We start from the raw sequence: 13,397 nt of genomic DNA, 5'->3' as shown, positions 1-13,397 counted from the left end.
CGAAGAGAAACAAACATATCCGGCCGCAACCGGCCACTCATATCATATGACCTCCAACCAGCCACACGGGCCCAAACCACACCGACTCTCACCGGCCGCCCCTACCGGGACCAGCGCAAGACGCCAAACCCCTTCCAGAGGCACGCGTCTCAACTCACAGCCGACGGCTGGCCATTGCATCTATCAGCGCGCCGCGCCCAGAATGCCCGATCTGGGCTCCGACCAAGAAGCACCTACGCAGTTACCTCGTCCACCTCCTCGAGTTCGACTCCTTCAGTGTCGTCAAACTGGGAAACCTCGGCTTCGGCTTCCTCGTTCCAGTCTCTGTTCACAGCCTTGCCAGTTGCTTTTTCAATCAGAGCGACGAGTGATTTCATCCGGGCAAGGAAGAACCTGTCAAAGTCACCCTCACGGAGCGTGTCCGGGTCTATGGCATGGGTACGTACCAGGGCATCGAGGTGCCCTGCAGGTAGCCCAGCATCCAGTTTCTGCATGTAAGTAGCCGGGGAGACACCGCCTATCTGGATATTCGTCCTCCGAGACAAGGGCGTTTTATTTATGATGCTTTCCCGCCACGGAACAGGGATTTCATTTTCGATACACCATTGTTTTGGGAATATGTGGTGAATGTCGATCTTCAAGTCTTGGTAGCTGCTGTGGTCGATGATCTGATCCATTTTCCAGTCGCGGCATGGAACGTCCTGAGCCATAAGCAGTGCATAGATCCCCTTGTAGGCCGCGGCGTTCCGAGTCCGCAATGATCCCAGACGGGTTTCCGCAAACTGTGCCCGCGCTACGATGTCGGGCTGTGTCAGCCGCTCCCCCGGTACGCCACCTCTGGCCCAGCTGGGCACCTGCTCGGCGTCGCGAGCGAGTTTACCCTCAATGGTCGACCCGTACTGTTCGCCGAGAACACCGCACCAGAACCACTGATTGATGCGAGCGCGAACGCCGTATTCCTCGGCTTCCGTACCAAGCAGGACGTGGATGATAGCTAGCGAAACAACCTGACTTTTGTACGGAATGTCGTTGGCCGTATGTATGTGGAGGGAATGCAAGTGCCTAGCCACTGCGGGCAGCGCTGTTCGTAAGCGATCTGCCCATCGGAGGTAGTCTGCCAAGCTCATTGAGAGAATGTCCTCCCGCCGAGCGCTGGTTGCCGGCGGCTTCGGGTCCTGTCCCCGTAGGGCCGCGTCACGATTTTCCAGCGTGACTAGCACGGAGACGCCCATCAAGAAGTCGGTTGTTCTGAAGTCCTTCAGAACGGGATGCGCGGCAATGATGTCTTGCGTTCTCTTCCAGTCTTCTGCAAGACGGAAATCTTCTCCACGTTCTTCGTAGTAGCTGTTGTCCCCGGCAAAAGTAGCTGTGAGCAGTTCGAATACGTCCAGGGGCATGCCGCCCACGTTGACCTTCTCGAAGACCGTCGCCACGGCTTCTCGTGTGGTGTCGTTACCCAGCTCGATGGCGGGTACTGCATAGTTGGATACCGGAGTGAGCACCTTGGTGGTGAAGTCCTGAAAAACCTGCATCCGTGCAGAGTGCTCTTCTGGGGCCGCGCTCATGTATTCGAACAGCCAGGGCAACGCAGCATCCCGATTGAAGAGCGTAGCCACGGGCATCAATCCGTGAGCTATCTGCCCAGCTTGTGTTGACACATCGATCTCGATCTGGCGGCCGAAATCGCTACGAACGATCCCATCCTCGGGTAGGGAGCGAACCGCAGCGTCCTGCTCCCGGGGACTACCAAGGGCTTGGCGCACATCTACGAAGTACCTGCGGCGCATCCTCCTATGGCGGTCGTCCTCCGTGTCCACCACTCCGCTACCGGTCAATGCCTGGAACATGGAAGTCGTCCGTTGCTGCCCGTCCAGCAGGAGGAGCTCAGGCTCAACGCCTACAGCTGGCGATCCTTCAACAGGGCGCGGCTTGAAGCGGACTTCCGTGCCACCCGTCCTTAAGGTCATAAGCACGCCCATTGGATGTCCGCGCAGGATCGTCACGATCAAAGAACGGATGCGCTCGTCGTTCCACCGGTAGGGTCGCTGAAAATCTGGCAACTGCAGCGCACCCGTTCGAGTCTTCGTCAGCAACACATCGAGGCTGTACTGCGGGGTCTGAAACGACATTTGAAAATCCTCTTGTCTTAGTAAGGAGCGCGAAAACTCTCCTGGGCCCAACCACATTTCGGGAGGTCCTAGAACTGCTCGAAACGGAGTCAGATCCAGACTTGGATTTCATGCTCCATTACTTCCCATGCTCCCCGACGAACGACTGGAGGCGGCTGCTCCCTTGCGGCGCGCGCCACATCACTAAACACGAACTGTGTCATCGCACGCATGGTGAGATCAACACCGGATGATTGACGGATCTCGTCAATCACATCAATGAACCGGGTTCGGCTTTGATCATCCGCGATGTGCGAGAGTGCGTTGCGTCGGCCGTTGAATTTGTCGAGGTGATTTCCAACTTCGACTCGCTCGGCGGATGCCATAGTTGAGAACGCCTCAAGCCGAAGCTGTTTAAGAGCGGGCCCTCCTGAACCAGCATCCGGGCGAAGCGCCTCAGCGAGACCGTACCCGCGCCAGTACATGGCTGTCTGCATCATTTCGGGCCACGGCTCATCCATCCCCTGAATCGCGAGAACGTGCTCTACGAGGCCCTCGAATGCCATCTGGATATTCTCGTCGGACGGCACCAATGCCGGCACAACCGGGAGGTCGTTCCCCCTTCGGCCGATCACGCTGCCAAGCGTCCACCCAATGATCTTCGGGCTGAGGACGGGCGGAAGTGGCATCTTTATCCCGCCGACCTCGTGCAAGGCACGCGTCATGACGCTGGTTTCGAGTTTCGAGGACAGCTCGCCACACGGCCCGCTGGTATGCAGGCTGGCGAGCAGCCATGACGCAAACTGCGAGTGTTGTTCCGTCAAGGTTTGTTGGGCTAGGTTGTCCGGTGTCGTGTACTCAAGTTCAGAGTTCCATTTCTCGTCGTAGGCGTCCCTAGCTTCGACGAGCCACTCAAGCGGCAGGTGAATCGAGGCGAGTTGGTCCTCCAAGGCGTTTGAGTGTTGCTGTTCCTGAGCGAGGTGCCTGTACAGCTCCGCGAACACTAGCGGCACGAAGACGCAGTTCATTTGGACCACAGCAGGCGCTCCAGCCTTTCAGCGAGTGGTTCCGTGGGCCTGTCTGGAGCCTCGCCCCGCAGCACCGACTCCGGGATGCGCATGCGCCTGAGATCGTTGACGCTCACCCGAGGGATAGTTGTTCCGAATAGGAGAGTGCTGCGAAGCCCGTAACCGGTTTGGCCATTAAAGAAGGCCGCGACCGCTGTGCTCAGACGCGCCTCGGCGAGGCGCACCCTATAGACTCCGGAGTCTAATATTGAGCGCTGTTCGACGATCCGGGCGTTCGCGCGCTTTCCGACGACAGCGACGAGTAAATCTCCGGCTTCGGCTACAACCGAAGCCGACGTTTCGACCAACCATCGAGTGATCGGACGGCCGGCAAGCGTCGCCCCAGTCACGACCGGAAGCGCGCCATCGGTCGCTGCCGTGAGGGTTTCACCTGAGTTGAATGCCCTACCTGGCCTAATCTCGATGGCTAGATCGGCGAGCGGAACCCCGTCGAATAGCCGCTCCGGTTCCGGCGTTGCCAGTGCTATCCTCCACTCAGTCCGACGCAAGTCCGTCGTGTTCCACCAGGTGGCAACCGCGCTCTCCTCGTGGCCACGGCATTGCGATTCGATCGCGGACACAGAGCTCAGCATCCGAGCGCGGGTAGCCTCATCGGGCCACGGAAGCGCAGCATCACCGACACGCGGCCGTTTTGCCCACGAAGAATCGCTCAGGAACGCTCGGCGGAAATCGCGGCCGGCAACCGAGCTGAACACTGCCCAAACCCAATATGCGTCGGCTTGAGTCGTGAACCGAAACGCTGAGAATCCTCCTGACACTGTTGATCCTGCCAAGTCAGCGTGGAGCATCAAGGCGGGAAGGTCTGCACGTGCCGGTATGAGGACGTCGCCAGGCTGCAGGTTCCCAATCTCTCCGCCAACGAGGTGTCCTGCGCCCTGGTACTTCGTCGTACGCCTACGAATACCACCGTGCACGCGGTCGATGCCCTCCGGAACTATCACCTGCGAGCCTTGCTCCACGAACAGCCGTGGCTGGATCCGTGTCCCGATCTCATCCAGTTGAAGCGTTTGCGTCGAAACTGGCCACCGGAAGGTGCCGCTCACCAACCGTCTGGGAACCCAATCGGGCTCCAGCCGAAGATCTACGATCGTCATCGGTCTCGAGCTCATCGAGAACCGTTTCCTGGGCCATCGATATGGGAGAGCGCAGCCATCATCACTGGCCCATTAGGGGCGAGCTGCGTTTCCCAATCCTCGGAGAGTTGTGCGACGAACGTCTCGCCGGCAGGTGACTTGTCAACGACCATCAGAACAGTCTGGATCATGGTGCCGTAAGCAGACCCAGGCGGGCATCCGATCAACGCCGCCACCCGGTACTCATGCGACAAGTAGTCGCGGTAGGCCTCTGATACAGATTGAAAGGTCATGCCCGGGGCCAGTTGAAACACCGCGCGGCCGCCGGGCTTGAGGGCACGGAGGCTGACGTCCACGGCTGCAACATCCGCCTGCCGGGTCGAAGTGCCGTTCTGCAACTTGTGTGGCGTTGTGAGTCGGACACCCATGGGCGGTGCGGTTACGATCACATCCGCTTCCGGTAGGGCATCCGCGAATGCGTCACCAATTTCGAAGGTAATTCCAGTCGGGGCCGTCTGGCCAATCACGGACGCAACATGAATGACGTCTTGGCGAATATCTCGCCCAATCGTTTCAATATCACGGCCTTCACATACGGCTCTCTCTTGCAACAGCCAGAGGAATGATCCCGATCCGCAAAACGGATCTACTACTGTTCCCTCAAGCCGTGCCCCGACGAGTGAACTTATCGCGGATGAGATACCGGGCCGGCTAACATGCTGGCTCGTCGTGCGGTCACGCTCCGCAATGTCCGCGAGGACGGCTCGCCTCGCATTCCACAACACAGTCGGTTCAACGGCGACGACGTCACCGTGCACGGTCTCAATCGTAGAACGATCGGAATCAACCGACACGGCATCGACGAACGCGCTCAAGGCGGACCCGTTCTGATTGCCGTCACTGCCCGCCTTGGTATTCGACCAAATTCGCTGCTGGAGCAGCTCGGTGACCAGCTCAAGGGATTTCAATTGCCCCTCGGAGTGGCGCCGGGGCGTGGGTGGTCCATCTGCCGGTTGAATCATACGTAGCCCACGACCTGCGAGAAACCATCGATCCTCGGCCAGGATGTAGTGCTCGACTGTACCCAGCGCGGCTCGAACCTGTGCAAGCAGCGGCAGCGCGGCCTCAGGTCGCTGGCCGTTCTGGATCTCGATGGCCAGGCTCGGGACGATTGCTCCCTCATCGTTAACCGCCCAAGCGAGAACATCCACCCTAAGACGAACCGCGCTCGGTACCCGTACTTGCGTCTGCACGAGGGGATAGCCAAGACCGTGCAGCTGTTCCGCGACCTCGCGGATACGGTTCTGCTCCCTCGCCATGGATTCTCCTATCGGTATTTCGGGTAACTAAGTAAGTTAACACTTCTGCACTGATCTCAGCAAATCGAAGCTCGCTTTTCTTGCTTTAGCGGTCGCAAGTCACCGATGCAATCCCCTTAAGAGAGCATTCCCGAATTCCGCGGCGGCTGCTAAAAGCATCTGGTTCTTGTAACGAATGCTGATGCGACACCAATTCAGCCCCTCCACCGAGTCAAGCCAGGGACCTCGATCATCGGCTTAGGCCACGGTAATCAGTCCGCGTAGGGTTGGGTACTTAATCCAGCCGATAGTACGAGCCGTGACCGCCCGCCCATAAGGAGGCCATATATGGGCCGAAACAAACTGGTGACGGGTCAAGATTGGCTGGCCATAGCTCTATTCTGAACATAATGGTCCTTGCGCTTCATACGGGCTGGTACGCAATGGAACTGGCCAACATCGGGGCCGACGCACATGGCACCGTATCAATGGAAGCATACCCGCGAAAATGCAGTTCAGCTCCCGGTTCCGAAGTCGCCTGAGCGCATCGGCCCGCTCATCGCCCGGGGTGTCCCCCGAAACGGCAACAGAGGGAATTCCGCCTGTTGAAGACCTTCGCCATGTGCTCCGCATGCTGAAACCGAAACGCAGAACCCCAGGGCGCACATCTGCTGCGTGGACGACACCTTGTCCCGCAGTTCCGTGACCACTTTCGCGGCCCGCGCGTCGTTGCCTGTGTACAGGTTGCGGAGCTCGTCGTAATTGCCGCGCCTCCATTCAACCTCCGAGAGATCGACGTCGTCGGCCACGACGAAGTAGTGGAAGGGCACGAGGAGTTCGGCATCCAGCGCGTCTTACAGGCGGAGCTGACTAATCTTGAATTTCTGCGAGAGCTTTGGACCCGACTAATTTCGCACAGCGGCAGCCCGAACAGCTCTCCATTCCGAATCAAGAAACTTCGCGTCATTTGTCACACAAATGACTTCCGCCGGCTCGCAACTCTTATCAATGTCTACTCGGAATTCGCCCATTACAAGGCTGGGAACATCTCTATTGAGCACATCTAGAGCGTTAGGGATCATATTCCCCAACGCCTCTTCCAGCGAGGAAAAATTGTAGTTAGTGAGAAGCGCTTGCATACTCATCTGCCAGACGCGACCTGATTCTCCTTGGTCTAGGGTGTATGTCAGTGTGGATCTTGGCTCATACGTAAAGCGAACGATGACCCTTCCCACAACAGGTGCCTCACTCCTCGTTTGAAACCAGCCCACAACTTACCCCCCAGTAGTAGATTCAGCATAACTTTCTTGCAACGACATCCTACGACACACATGTTCGATAGATGCAGAGCCATTTATTGTGTCGGTGGCCGGGAGTCTTCAGGTAGCCCTGTTCAAGACCTCACGAGGTTGAAGCTAACCCAAATCAAGAATTCGACTGATTTCCTTGAGCACCTCTCGGCGAAGTTCAGGCTGGACAGCGGACGTCATCTCTTTGGCAAATAGCTGGGCGGCCATTTTTACCATCTGCTGCTGAATGGGACTGAGTACTGCACCGCTTTGGAGTGCCTCTCCTCTGAGGTCGAGACTAGGTTCGGTGAGTAGGGGTTCAGGCGAAGTATCAATCGGCGCCGACGCGACACTTTCGGCTCCGCAGCTTCTGGTACCGGTGTCATCCCACTGGAAGATCCCAACGCCGCCGTCTGCTGAAGCGAAACTCCAACTTCCAAGACAGCCAGCTGATCCGGCTCGTTCTCACCTACGACCTTGGCGGCCATTCCGCCTAGGATCTCCGGCAACCTGCCGGACGGATAAATAATGTCCAGCCGCGTGGTTGTGCGGGTCAGGGCGATGTATAGCAACCGTTCCCCGTGGGTCCGCGAGGATAACGGCGTCGAATTCCAGTCCCTTGGAGGCTTCTGGCGTCACCAGGTTGATGGCACTGCTCAGGTCCCCCGAAGTTGATTCGCTCCATTGGATGTCCTCAGCTCTGAATGCAGCCCGGATATCATCCCACTGTTCCTCGACGGCGATCACGCCGACGAACCGGCCCCTGCCGCTGTGGTGTAAGACAATTCTCGCGAGCTCGGCGTGCAGCTGATCAGGATCTTTAGACGTCAACTGCGGTCCCTCCCCCGCAGACCTGATAACCGTCGGAGGAGCCACCGACTGGGCCGCCACCTTCGGCACGGGCTCCGCCAACGCAAAGACCTCCCGGGGTACGCGGTAACCGTGCTCCAGCTCCACCGTTTCAGCAGGAAGGCTCGACCGCAGGAAGTCAGTGACCCTGTCCCAAGAGTCCAGAGCGGTCGGTCCCGTGGACTGCGCGATGTCACCCACGATTGTCATTGAGCCCTTACGCGAGCGCCGCCGGATGGCCATCAGCTGCATTTCCGACAAGTCCTGCGCTTCATCAACAACGATGTGCTGGAAAAGCTCCTGCTCCCCCTGCATGGCCTCCGTCGCCTCGTCGATGAGCGCCAGATCCGCGAGCGTCCAGGGCTCGCCGGAGATACTGGAGGCCATGGGTCGGTGTACGAGACTGACGTCCGAAGCGCGCAGATCGGTGTCTGCGGCGGCACGGATGATGCGGTCCCTCGAGCCCAGCAGTTCGCGGACGAACTGCGGAGCCGATAGCTGCGGCCATACGGAGTTCACTGCCGACTCAAGGCTCTTGGGATCCAGTAGGTTTGCTGAAGCCAGCTTGCCGGGAATGCGCAGCTCGGCATTGGCCAGCTCCACGAGCGCCGCCCGGAGTTTCAGCCTTCCATCCAGGTATGGTTCGCTGCGGAAATGCCGGATCAGCTCCGTTACCGAGCGGCCGGAATCTCGATGTACCGCCCGCTCCCCCGCATCTGGACCCGAACGGGTGTCTTCGGTTCCCGAATGCGGTCGTTGAGTCCCGCGGCCACGAGGTCCGCCATCATCGCAGACCCCTTCACTGCGGCTACGTCGTCAGGCTCGGTAGCGGCGACTTTCACCCCATGCGCGAGCATTTCCGGTAGTGACTGCTGGACGACGTCGTTGTCTCCCAAATCCGGGAGGACGCGCCTAATGTAACGGGTGAACGTGGGGTTTGGTCCCACGACCAGGACATCCTGCGGCCGGATCTCATCCTGATAGTTAAAGAGGATCCATGAAACGCGGTGCAGGGCTACCGCTGTCTTTCCTGTGCCCGGGCCGCCCTGCACGATGAGCAGGCGGTCCTTGCCCATACGAACAATCTTGTCCTGCGCTGCTTGGATGGTGCGGACGATATCGGTCATTTGGCCGCTGCGCTTCGTGGACAGGGCATCGAGCAGCGCGTCATCAGGTGATTCCCACTGTTCGAGCTCCGCAACTGCCGCAGCCAGTTCCTTGAAAACAGTGTCCTGGAAATCGAGGATCCGGTTGTTCTCGGCGGTAAAAGCCCGCTTACGAAGCAGTCCGTTCGGATTGCCCGCAGTGGCCTGGTTGTATGCGGTAGCAGCTGGCGCCTGCCAGTTGATGACCAAGAGCTGTTTATCCGCGTCATAGATCCGTTGGCGGCCCACATATTACACCTCGCCGTCGTCGAGGTCCATCCTCCCGAAGGCGATATTTGCGTCGGCGAAGCCCGAGCCGTTGGAGTCGAAGGCTCGCTGGAAGGCACGCCGCTCGGCCGCGGTACCTGCCGACCAGTTCTCAACGGACCGTTCAGCTGCTGCGACGTCCCGAGCCTCCGCTGCTGCATCGAAATACGCCTGCTCAACGGCGATCTCTTCGGACCTGCTCATTGATTGTGTCCATCGACTCAATCGTCATGGCTCTTCCCCATCCCTAACGCCCTCACCGACGAGGGCTCTAACGCCTAGGACGAGGATATCCGTGGCCTACGACACAAACGGGCACGGCGCGTATGTCGTGAAACGCGTTCCGCTGCTCCTCGATGGCCGTGAGAGGATCGGGACGTGACCGACCCCGACCCGCCTTCCCGCCATAAGTGGCTACCCTCGGCTTTGCCCGTGTTTTTCGGGGAAGAGCCGGCACCATCAGGCACCCATTCTGATATTCACGACGTCGTGGGAGCCTTTGCCGCTGAGGTGGAAGCCATTCGCGACAAGGCCATGCTGGAAGAGTCCGGGTTGGAGGGCGCCGTTCCCGGCATATCCATCCTCGACGATACCTCCTGGAGTAGCTGGCAGGACGACGAACCGTCCCTGAATTCCCCGATGAGGGTTGTCCTCATGGGTCGGACAATGGCAGGTAAATCGTCGCTCCTGGCAGCGCTCTCAGGTGCCCACTTTGACCGGATCGGAGACGGTCGCCAGCGGTTCTCGCGCGATATTTTCGTGGCGCAGCCGGAAGGATTCCGCCACATTGAGATCGTTGATACTCCCGGCGTCGGCGCCCAAGACGGAGCCGAAGATGTTGAGCTAGCGTTCGAGGCTGCCCGCGAAGCAGATCTCATCCTGTGGGTCGCGAGCAGCGACTCTGTCCAGGAGGAGACAGCCCATGCACTCACCGGTCTCGCCCTCATGGGTAAGCCGATCATCGTTGCACTGAACTGCAGGCAGTCCCTCGGCGGCGTCGGAAGGTTGAACCTATTGAGGTTCCCTGAGCGCGTCTTCGGGCAGAGGGAGGGACTGGTTAGTGAGCTCAGGCGACACATGGCAAAAGCAGCTGTCGAACCCCTCGATATCATCCACGTCCACGCGCTGGCTGCAACTGAGGCTCGCGCACACACCGGCGACGTTGATGAAGAGCTCGAGACTGCTAGCCGTATCCGTAACCTTATTGACTCCTTGAATCGCGAATACAGCGCTCGAAGCGCAAGCAGGCGGGTACTGCGCATGGTGGACGGGCAACGCAGCCAAGCCGAAATCCTCATGCTGTCATTGGCGCAAGGGGCGGAAACCTACCGCTCGTATGCCGCCCAGAGCGGGAAGCGAAATGAAGAGGTCCACCGGCGCCTATCCCGTATCCTTCGGCTGGCGGGCGAAGACATGGCTTCCGAGATCGCAATCGTTGTGGCACGGCGTCACGACTGGCACCTGTCACTGTCGGACTTTGGGGAATCGGTCCAACAGGTATGGGATGAAGAACTCCAGGCTTTACACGATGAACTGACCGCTATGCTGGATTCTAGGCTCTCGAAACTAATGGATGACGTGACGTCGTCGATCACCGCAGCGGACGCCGAGTGGACGCACGTTTCAGGGGAAATGTTCGGCCTACGTGATCTCACCGGGTTTGATTCAGTACTCGGGAACAGGCTGGCCCGCTTGGGGGTCCGGGGTATGAACGTCGGTAGTGCCATAGCCGGCGCCTGGGCCGGTACCAAGATCGGAGCCTTGGTAGGGATACCCAGCGGCCCCGGTGCGGTCGTCCCCGCCGCGATCGGAGGTCTCGTGGGTTTGGGCCTAGGTCTCGCGCTGGAACCCCTCAAAGGACTCGGGGACCGATGGTTCCTGGGCAAAGACGGCGTGCTGCGGAAACGGCGTGAGGAGCTGGCCAAGCAGATTGGCCCCATTCTGGACCGGTTGGAAAGCGCATATAGCCAAGTCGCCGAAGAACGTCTCAGCGTAGTCCGTGCCCATTTAGAAGCCGAGCGTGCCCGGGGTGAAGACCAATGTCAGTCACTGGTTTATTTGGCGGAGCAGCGGATTACACAAAGCAAGGAGCTCGGTGCCCTGATTAAGGATTTGGACAAAGAAACAGTTTCCGCCCTGCTGCGGTTAGCCGGCCGTGAACGTTTGGCACGTTTCCTTAAACGGGCTACTCGGGTTCCGGGTGTTTGTATCCTCGCCGAGTTCGAAACTTCTGCACACTCGGAGGCGTGGCTGTTCCCGCCAGACATAGGGGAGAAGCTCGCCAGCGGTCATCCGCCCGATTCCGGGGACGGGGCAGCGTCCGCACTCCCCTATGTCCTCGGCCTTACCGACAAGCCAGCTACAGTCCTGACGCCCGAGTCCGGCGCCGCGACCATCCTTATAGAGGAGGATGTCCCGAGCGGCATTACGGACACTTGGTCCGACGCTTTGTCATCGCACACGGGGAAATACATCCGCATTGAGCACAAGAGAAGGTCGTCCGAACCGTGAGCGTTAACCTGTATAAGGAGTCGTCGTCCGCCATTAGGGAGTTGGGCAACGAGCTTCGTGGAGTCCTTGACGAGCTGGATCCGGCTGTGGGGCAACCGTTGCTCGACCGCCTGACTGTCGACCCCCATTCAACGCCCTTATTGGTCTTCACCGGCCAGTACAGTAGCGGCAAATCCACGTTAATCAAGGCGCTGACGCAAGGCGAAGCCGGCGTCGTCATAGGGTCGGGGGTTACTACCGATGCCGTGGAAGAATTCGATTGGGACGGCGATGTCCGTCTAGTCGATACTCCAGGAGTGCATGCGGGCCGCCCCCACCACGACGATCTGGCCGAAAAGGCGCTGCAATCAGCTGACCTCGTGCTGTTTGCGGTGACTGTCGAGCTGTTCGACAACGTGCTCTCCGAGCATCTCCGCGATGTTATCGGGCGACTGGGCAAATCGCGCCAGACGATGATCGTGGTCACCAAGTCAGGCACGATGGGTGCTGCCGAAGGGGTGCGGGACGCCGCCATCAGGGATGCGCTGGGGTCCTTCGATAAGGTTCCATGGGTTGAATGCGATGCCCAGTACTACCTTGATGGCCTTGCTCTTGCCCCCATCGACGAAGCTGCATCGCGTGCTTTTGTGGAGGAATCAGGCCTCGACAATGTCGCGAGCCTCATCAATCGTTTCGCCGCACAACAGGGAGAGCAGGGCACGCTTCGCCAGCCGCTGCAACACATCGCCGCACTTGCTTTCCAATCGATCGCAGACCTGACGGATGACCCCGACGAACAAGCCGCGCTCACTGTCCTGTCCCGGCAACATTCCGCGCTCGCCAAGAAGCGTATCCATCTCAACTCCCTGCTCGAGGCCCGCGCAGGCGAATTCCGCAAAGCGGCGGGTCGGGCCGCCACCCGGTTCGCCGACCACATCGAATCGAACGAGCAGCAAAATGGGCTGCAGGGATCCACCGACGACGAGCATGACAAAGCGCTAGCCACCCTAAACGATGACCTCGGTGGAGCCCTCGTGCGGTTTGAGGATGCCGTGCGTCAGCTGCTCGAAGTCCAATTCGACGATCTGGCCTCGGAAATCCTGGAGATCGAGGCATCACCGTTCGGACGTATTTCAGTTGGACTTGGTGAAGCCGCTACAAGCGGCTTCGAAGCACCGAATGTGGCGGTTCGACGGGGAGGCCCCCCGCATCAGCAGATGCCAGGCTGGGCGGGTGGGTTCTCGCAGCATCTTAAGAAATTCAACGAGGTTTGGGGGGCTGGCACCGGTACGAGAGCGGCCGCCGGCAGTGTAGGACACAAGGTCGTGTTCAAGGTCGGTAAGGCTTTCCATAAGAAGTTCAAGCCGTGGGAGGCGGTGCGCCTCGCAAACAACGTCGGCAAGATCGCGAAGGCGGGCAACGTTGTGTTCACCGTCGGACAGGAGTTGTACGGGGTCGTCGCCGACGAACGGTCGGCCGTAAAGGCTGAACGGGAGCGTACCCAACGTCACCGCGACATTACCGAGCAGATACTGGCGCAGGCAGACGGCATCGTGATGGACGCGCTCCGGACAGTCAATGACAGCTTGGAGGATCTTTTCGGGCCTGAGCTCCAGCGCATCGACAGACTTGCCCAAGAGATCCACGGGACGCGTACAACGAGATCCGGTTACCGGGAACGGCTTCTGGCCGTCCGGGAGCGAGCACAAAGCACGTTGACAACCTTGTCCAGCGCAAACAGCAAGGCGCTCCAATATGACGCCGGCGCGGCAGCTCCCTGAGCTGCCCCG

The 13,397-nt window shown here is 59.4% G+C and carries 10 protein-coding genes; 2 read left to right on the top strand and 8 right to left on the bottom strand.

All coding sequences use genetic code 11. From position 1 onward, the window contains the following. Positions 1 to 233: 233 nt before the first annotated feature. The 8 genes from NNX34_RS12210 to NNX34_RS12175 all read right to left on the bottom strand — a co-directional run bounded on the left by NNX34_RS12210 (position 234) and on the right by NNX34_RS12175 (position 9,321). Positions 234 to 2,129, bottom strand: a complete 1,896-nt coding sequence (locus NNX34_RS12210) for a DUF262 domain-containing protein (protein ID WP_255766797.1) — start codon at positions 2,127 to 2,129, stop codon at positions 234 to 236. Between the two features lie 89 nt (positions 2,130 to 2,218). Further along, positions 2,219 to 3,058 (bottom strand): hypothetical protein, encoded by an 840-nt coding sequence (locus NNX34_RS12205; RefSeq protein ID WP_255766796.1) that lies wholly within the window; start codon positions 3,056 to 3,058, stop codon positions 2,219 to 2,221. Positions 3,059 to 3,132: 74 nt separating this feature from the next. Next, a complete protein-coding gene (locus NNX34_RS12200) occupies positions 3,133 to 4,290 on the bottom strand; it encodes a hypothetical protein (RefSeq protein WP_255766795.1) in 1,158 nt (385 codons plus the stop codon). An 11-nt stretch (positions 4,291 to 4,301) separates the two neighbouring features. Next, on the bottom strand, positions 4,302 to 5,588 hold the full coding sequence (locus tag NNX34_RS12195) for an N-6 DNA methylase (RefSeq protein WP_255766794.1): 1,287 nt from the start codon (positions 5,586 to 5,588) through the stop codon (positions 4,302 to 4,304). Positions 5,589 to 6,082: 494 nt separating this feature from the next. Further along, positions 6,083 to 6,376, bottom strand: a complete 294-nt coding sequence (locus NNX34_RS12190) for a hypothetical protein (RefSeq protein WP_255766793.1) — start codon at positions 6,374 to 6,376, stop codon at positions 6,083 to 6,085. Positions 6,377 to 7,321: 945 nt separating this feature from the next. Next, the gene (locus tag NNX34_RS12185; RefSeq protein WP_255766792.1) at positions 7,322 to 8,308 is read right to left on the bottom strand and encodes a UvrD-helicase domain-containing protein; all 987 of its coding nucleotides are present in this window, start codon (positions 8,306 to 8,308) and stop codon (positions 7,322 to 7,324) included. A gap of 68 nt (positions 8,309 to 8,376) precedes the next feature. Continuing rightward, the gene (locus tag NNX34_RS12180) at positions 8,377 to 9,099 is read right to left on the bottom strand and encodes a hypothetical protein (protein ID WP_255766791.1); all 723 of its coding nucleotides are present in this window, start codon (positions 9,097 to 9,099) and stop codon (positions 8,377 to 8,379) included. Positions 9,100 to 9,102: 3 nt separating this feature from the next. Next, positions 9,103 to 9,321 carry a hypothetical protein gene (locus NNX34_RS12175; protein WP_255766790.1) on the bottom strand — a complete coding sequence of 73 codons (219 nt, stop codon included), beginning with the start codon at positions 9,319 to 9,321 and terminating at the stop codon, positions 9,103 to 9,105. Positions 9,322 to 9,495: 174 nt separating this feature from the next. Here NNX34_RS12175 and NNX34_RS12170 point away from each other — a divergent pair, with 174 nt between their 5' ends. Further along, positions 9,496 to 11,628: a GTPase domain-containing protein gene (locus tag NNX34_RS12170; RefSeq protein WP_255766789.1), complete on the top strand. Its 2,133-nt coding sequence runs from the start codon at positions 9,496 to 9,498 to the stop codon at positions 11,626 to 11,628. Beyond that, on the top strand, positions 11,625 to 13,388 hold the full coding sequence (locus NNX34_RS12165; protein ID WP_255766788.1) for a GTPase: 1,764 nt from the start codon (positions 11,625 to 11,627) through the stop codon (positions 13,386 to 13,388). Before NNX34_RS12170 ends, NNX34_RS12165 begins: the two co-directional genes overlap by 4 nt. Positions 13,389 to 13,397 lie beyond the last annotated feature (9 nt).

The sequence above is a fragment of the Arthrobacter sp. zg-Y1116 genome (assembly GCF_024385485.1).
GTDB lineage: Bacteria > Actinomycetota > Actinomycetes > Actinomycetales > Micrococcaceae > Arthrobacter_B.
Note: the sequence above shows the minus strand (reverse complement) of the source record. Positions and strands in the feature narration are given on the sequence as shown.

Coding starts and splice junctions, on each gene's coding strand:
- NNX34_RS12210 (WP_255766797.1), bottom strand. CDS start 2,129: ATGTCGTTTCAGACCCCGCAGTACAGCCTCGATGTGTTGCTGACGAAG.
- NNX34_RS12195 (WP_255766794.1), bottom strand. CDS start 5,588: ATGGCGAGGGAGCAGAACCGTATCCGCGAGGTCGCGGAACAGCTGCAC.
- NNX34_RS12175 (WP_255766790.1), bottom strand. CDS start 9,321: ATGAGCAGGTCCGAAGAGATCGCCGTTGAGCAGGCGTATTTCGATGCA.
- NNX34_RS12200 (WP_255766795.1), bottom strand. CDS start 4,290: ATGACGATCGTAGATCTTCGGCTGGAGCCCGATTGGGTTCCCAGACGG.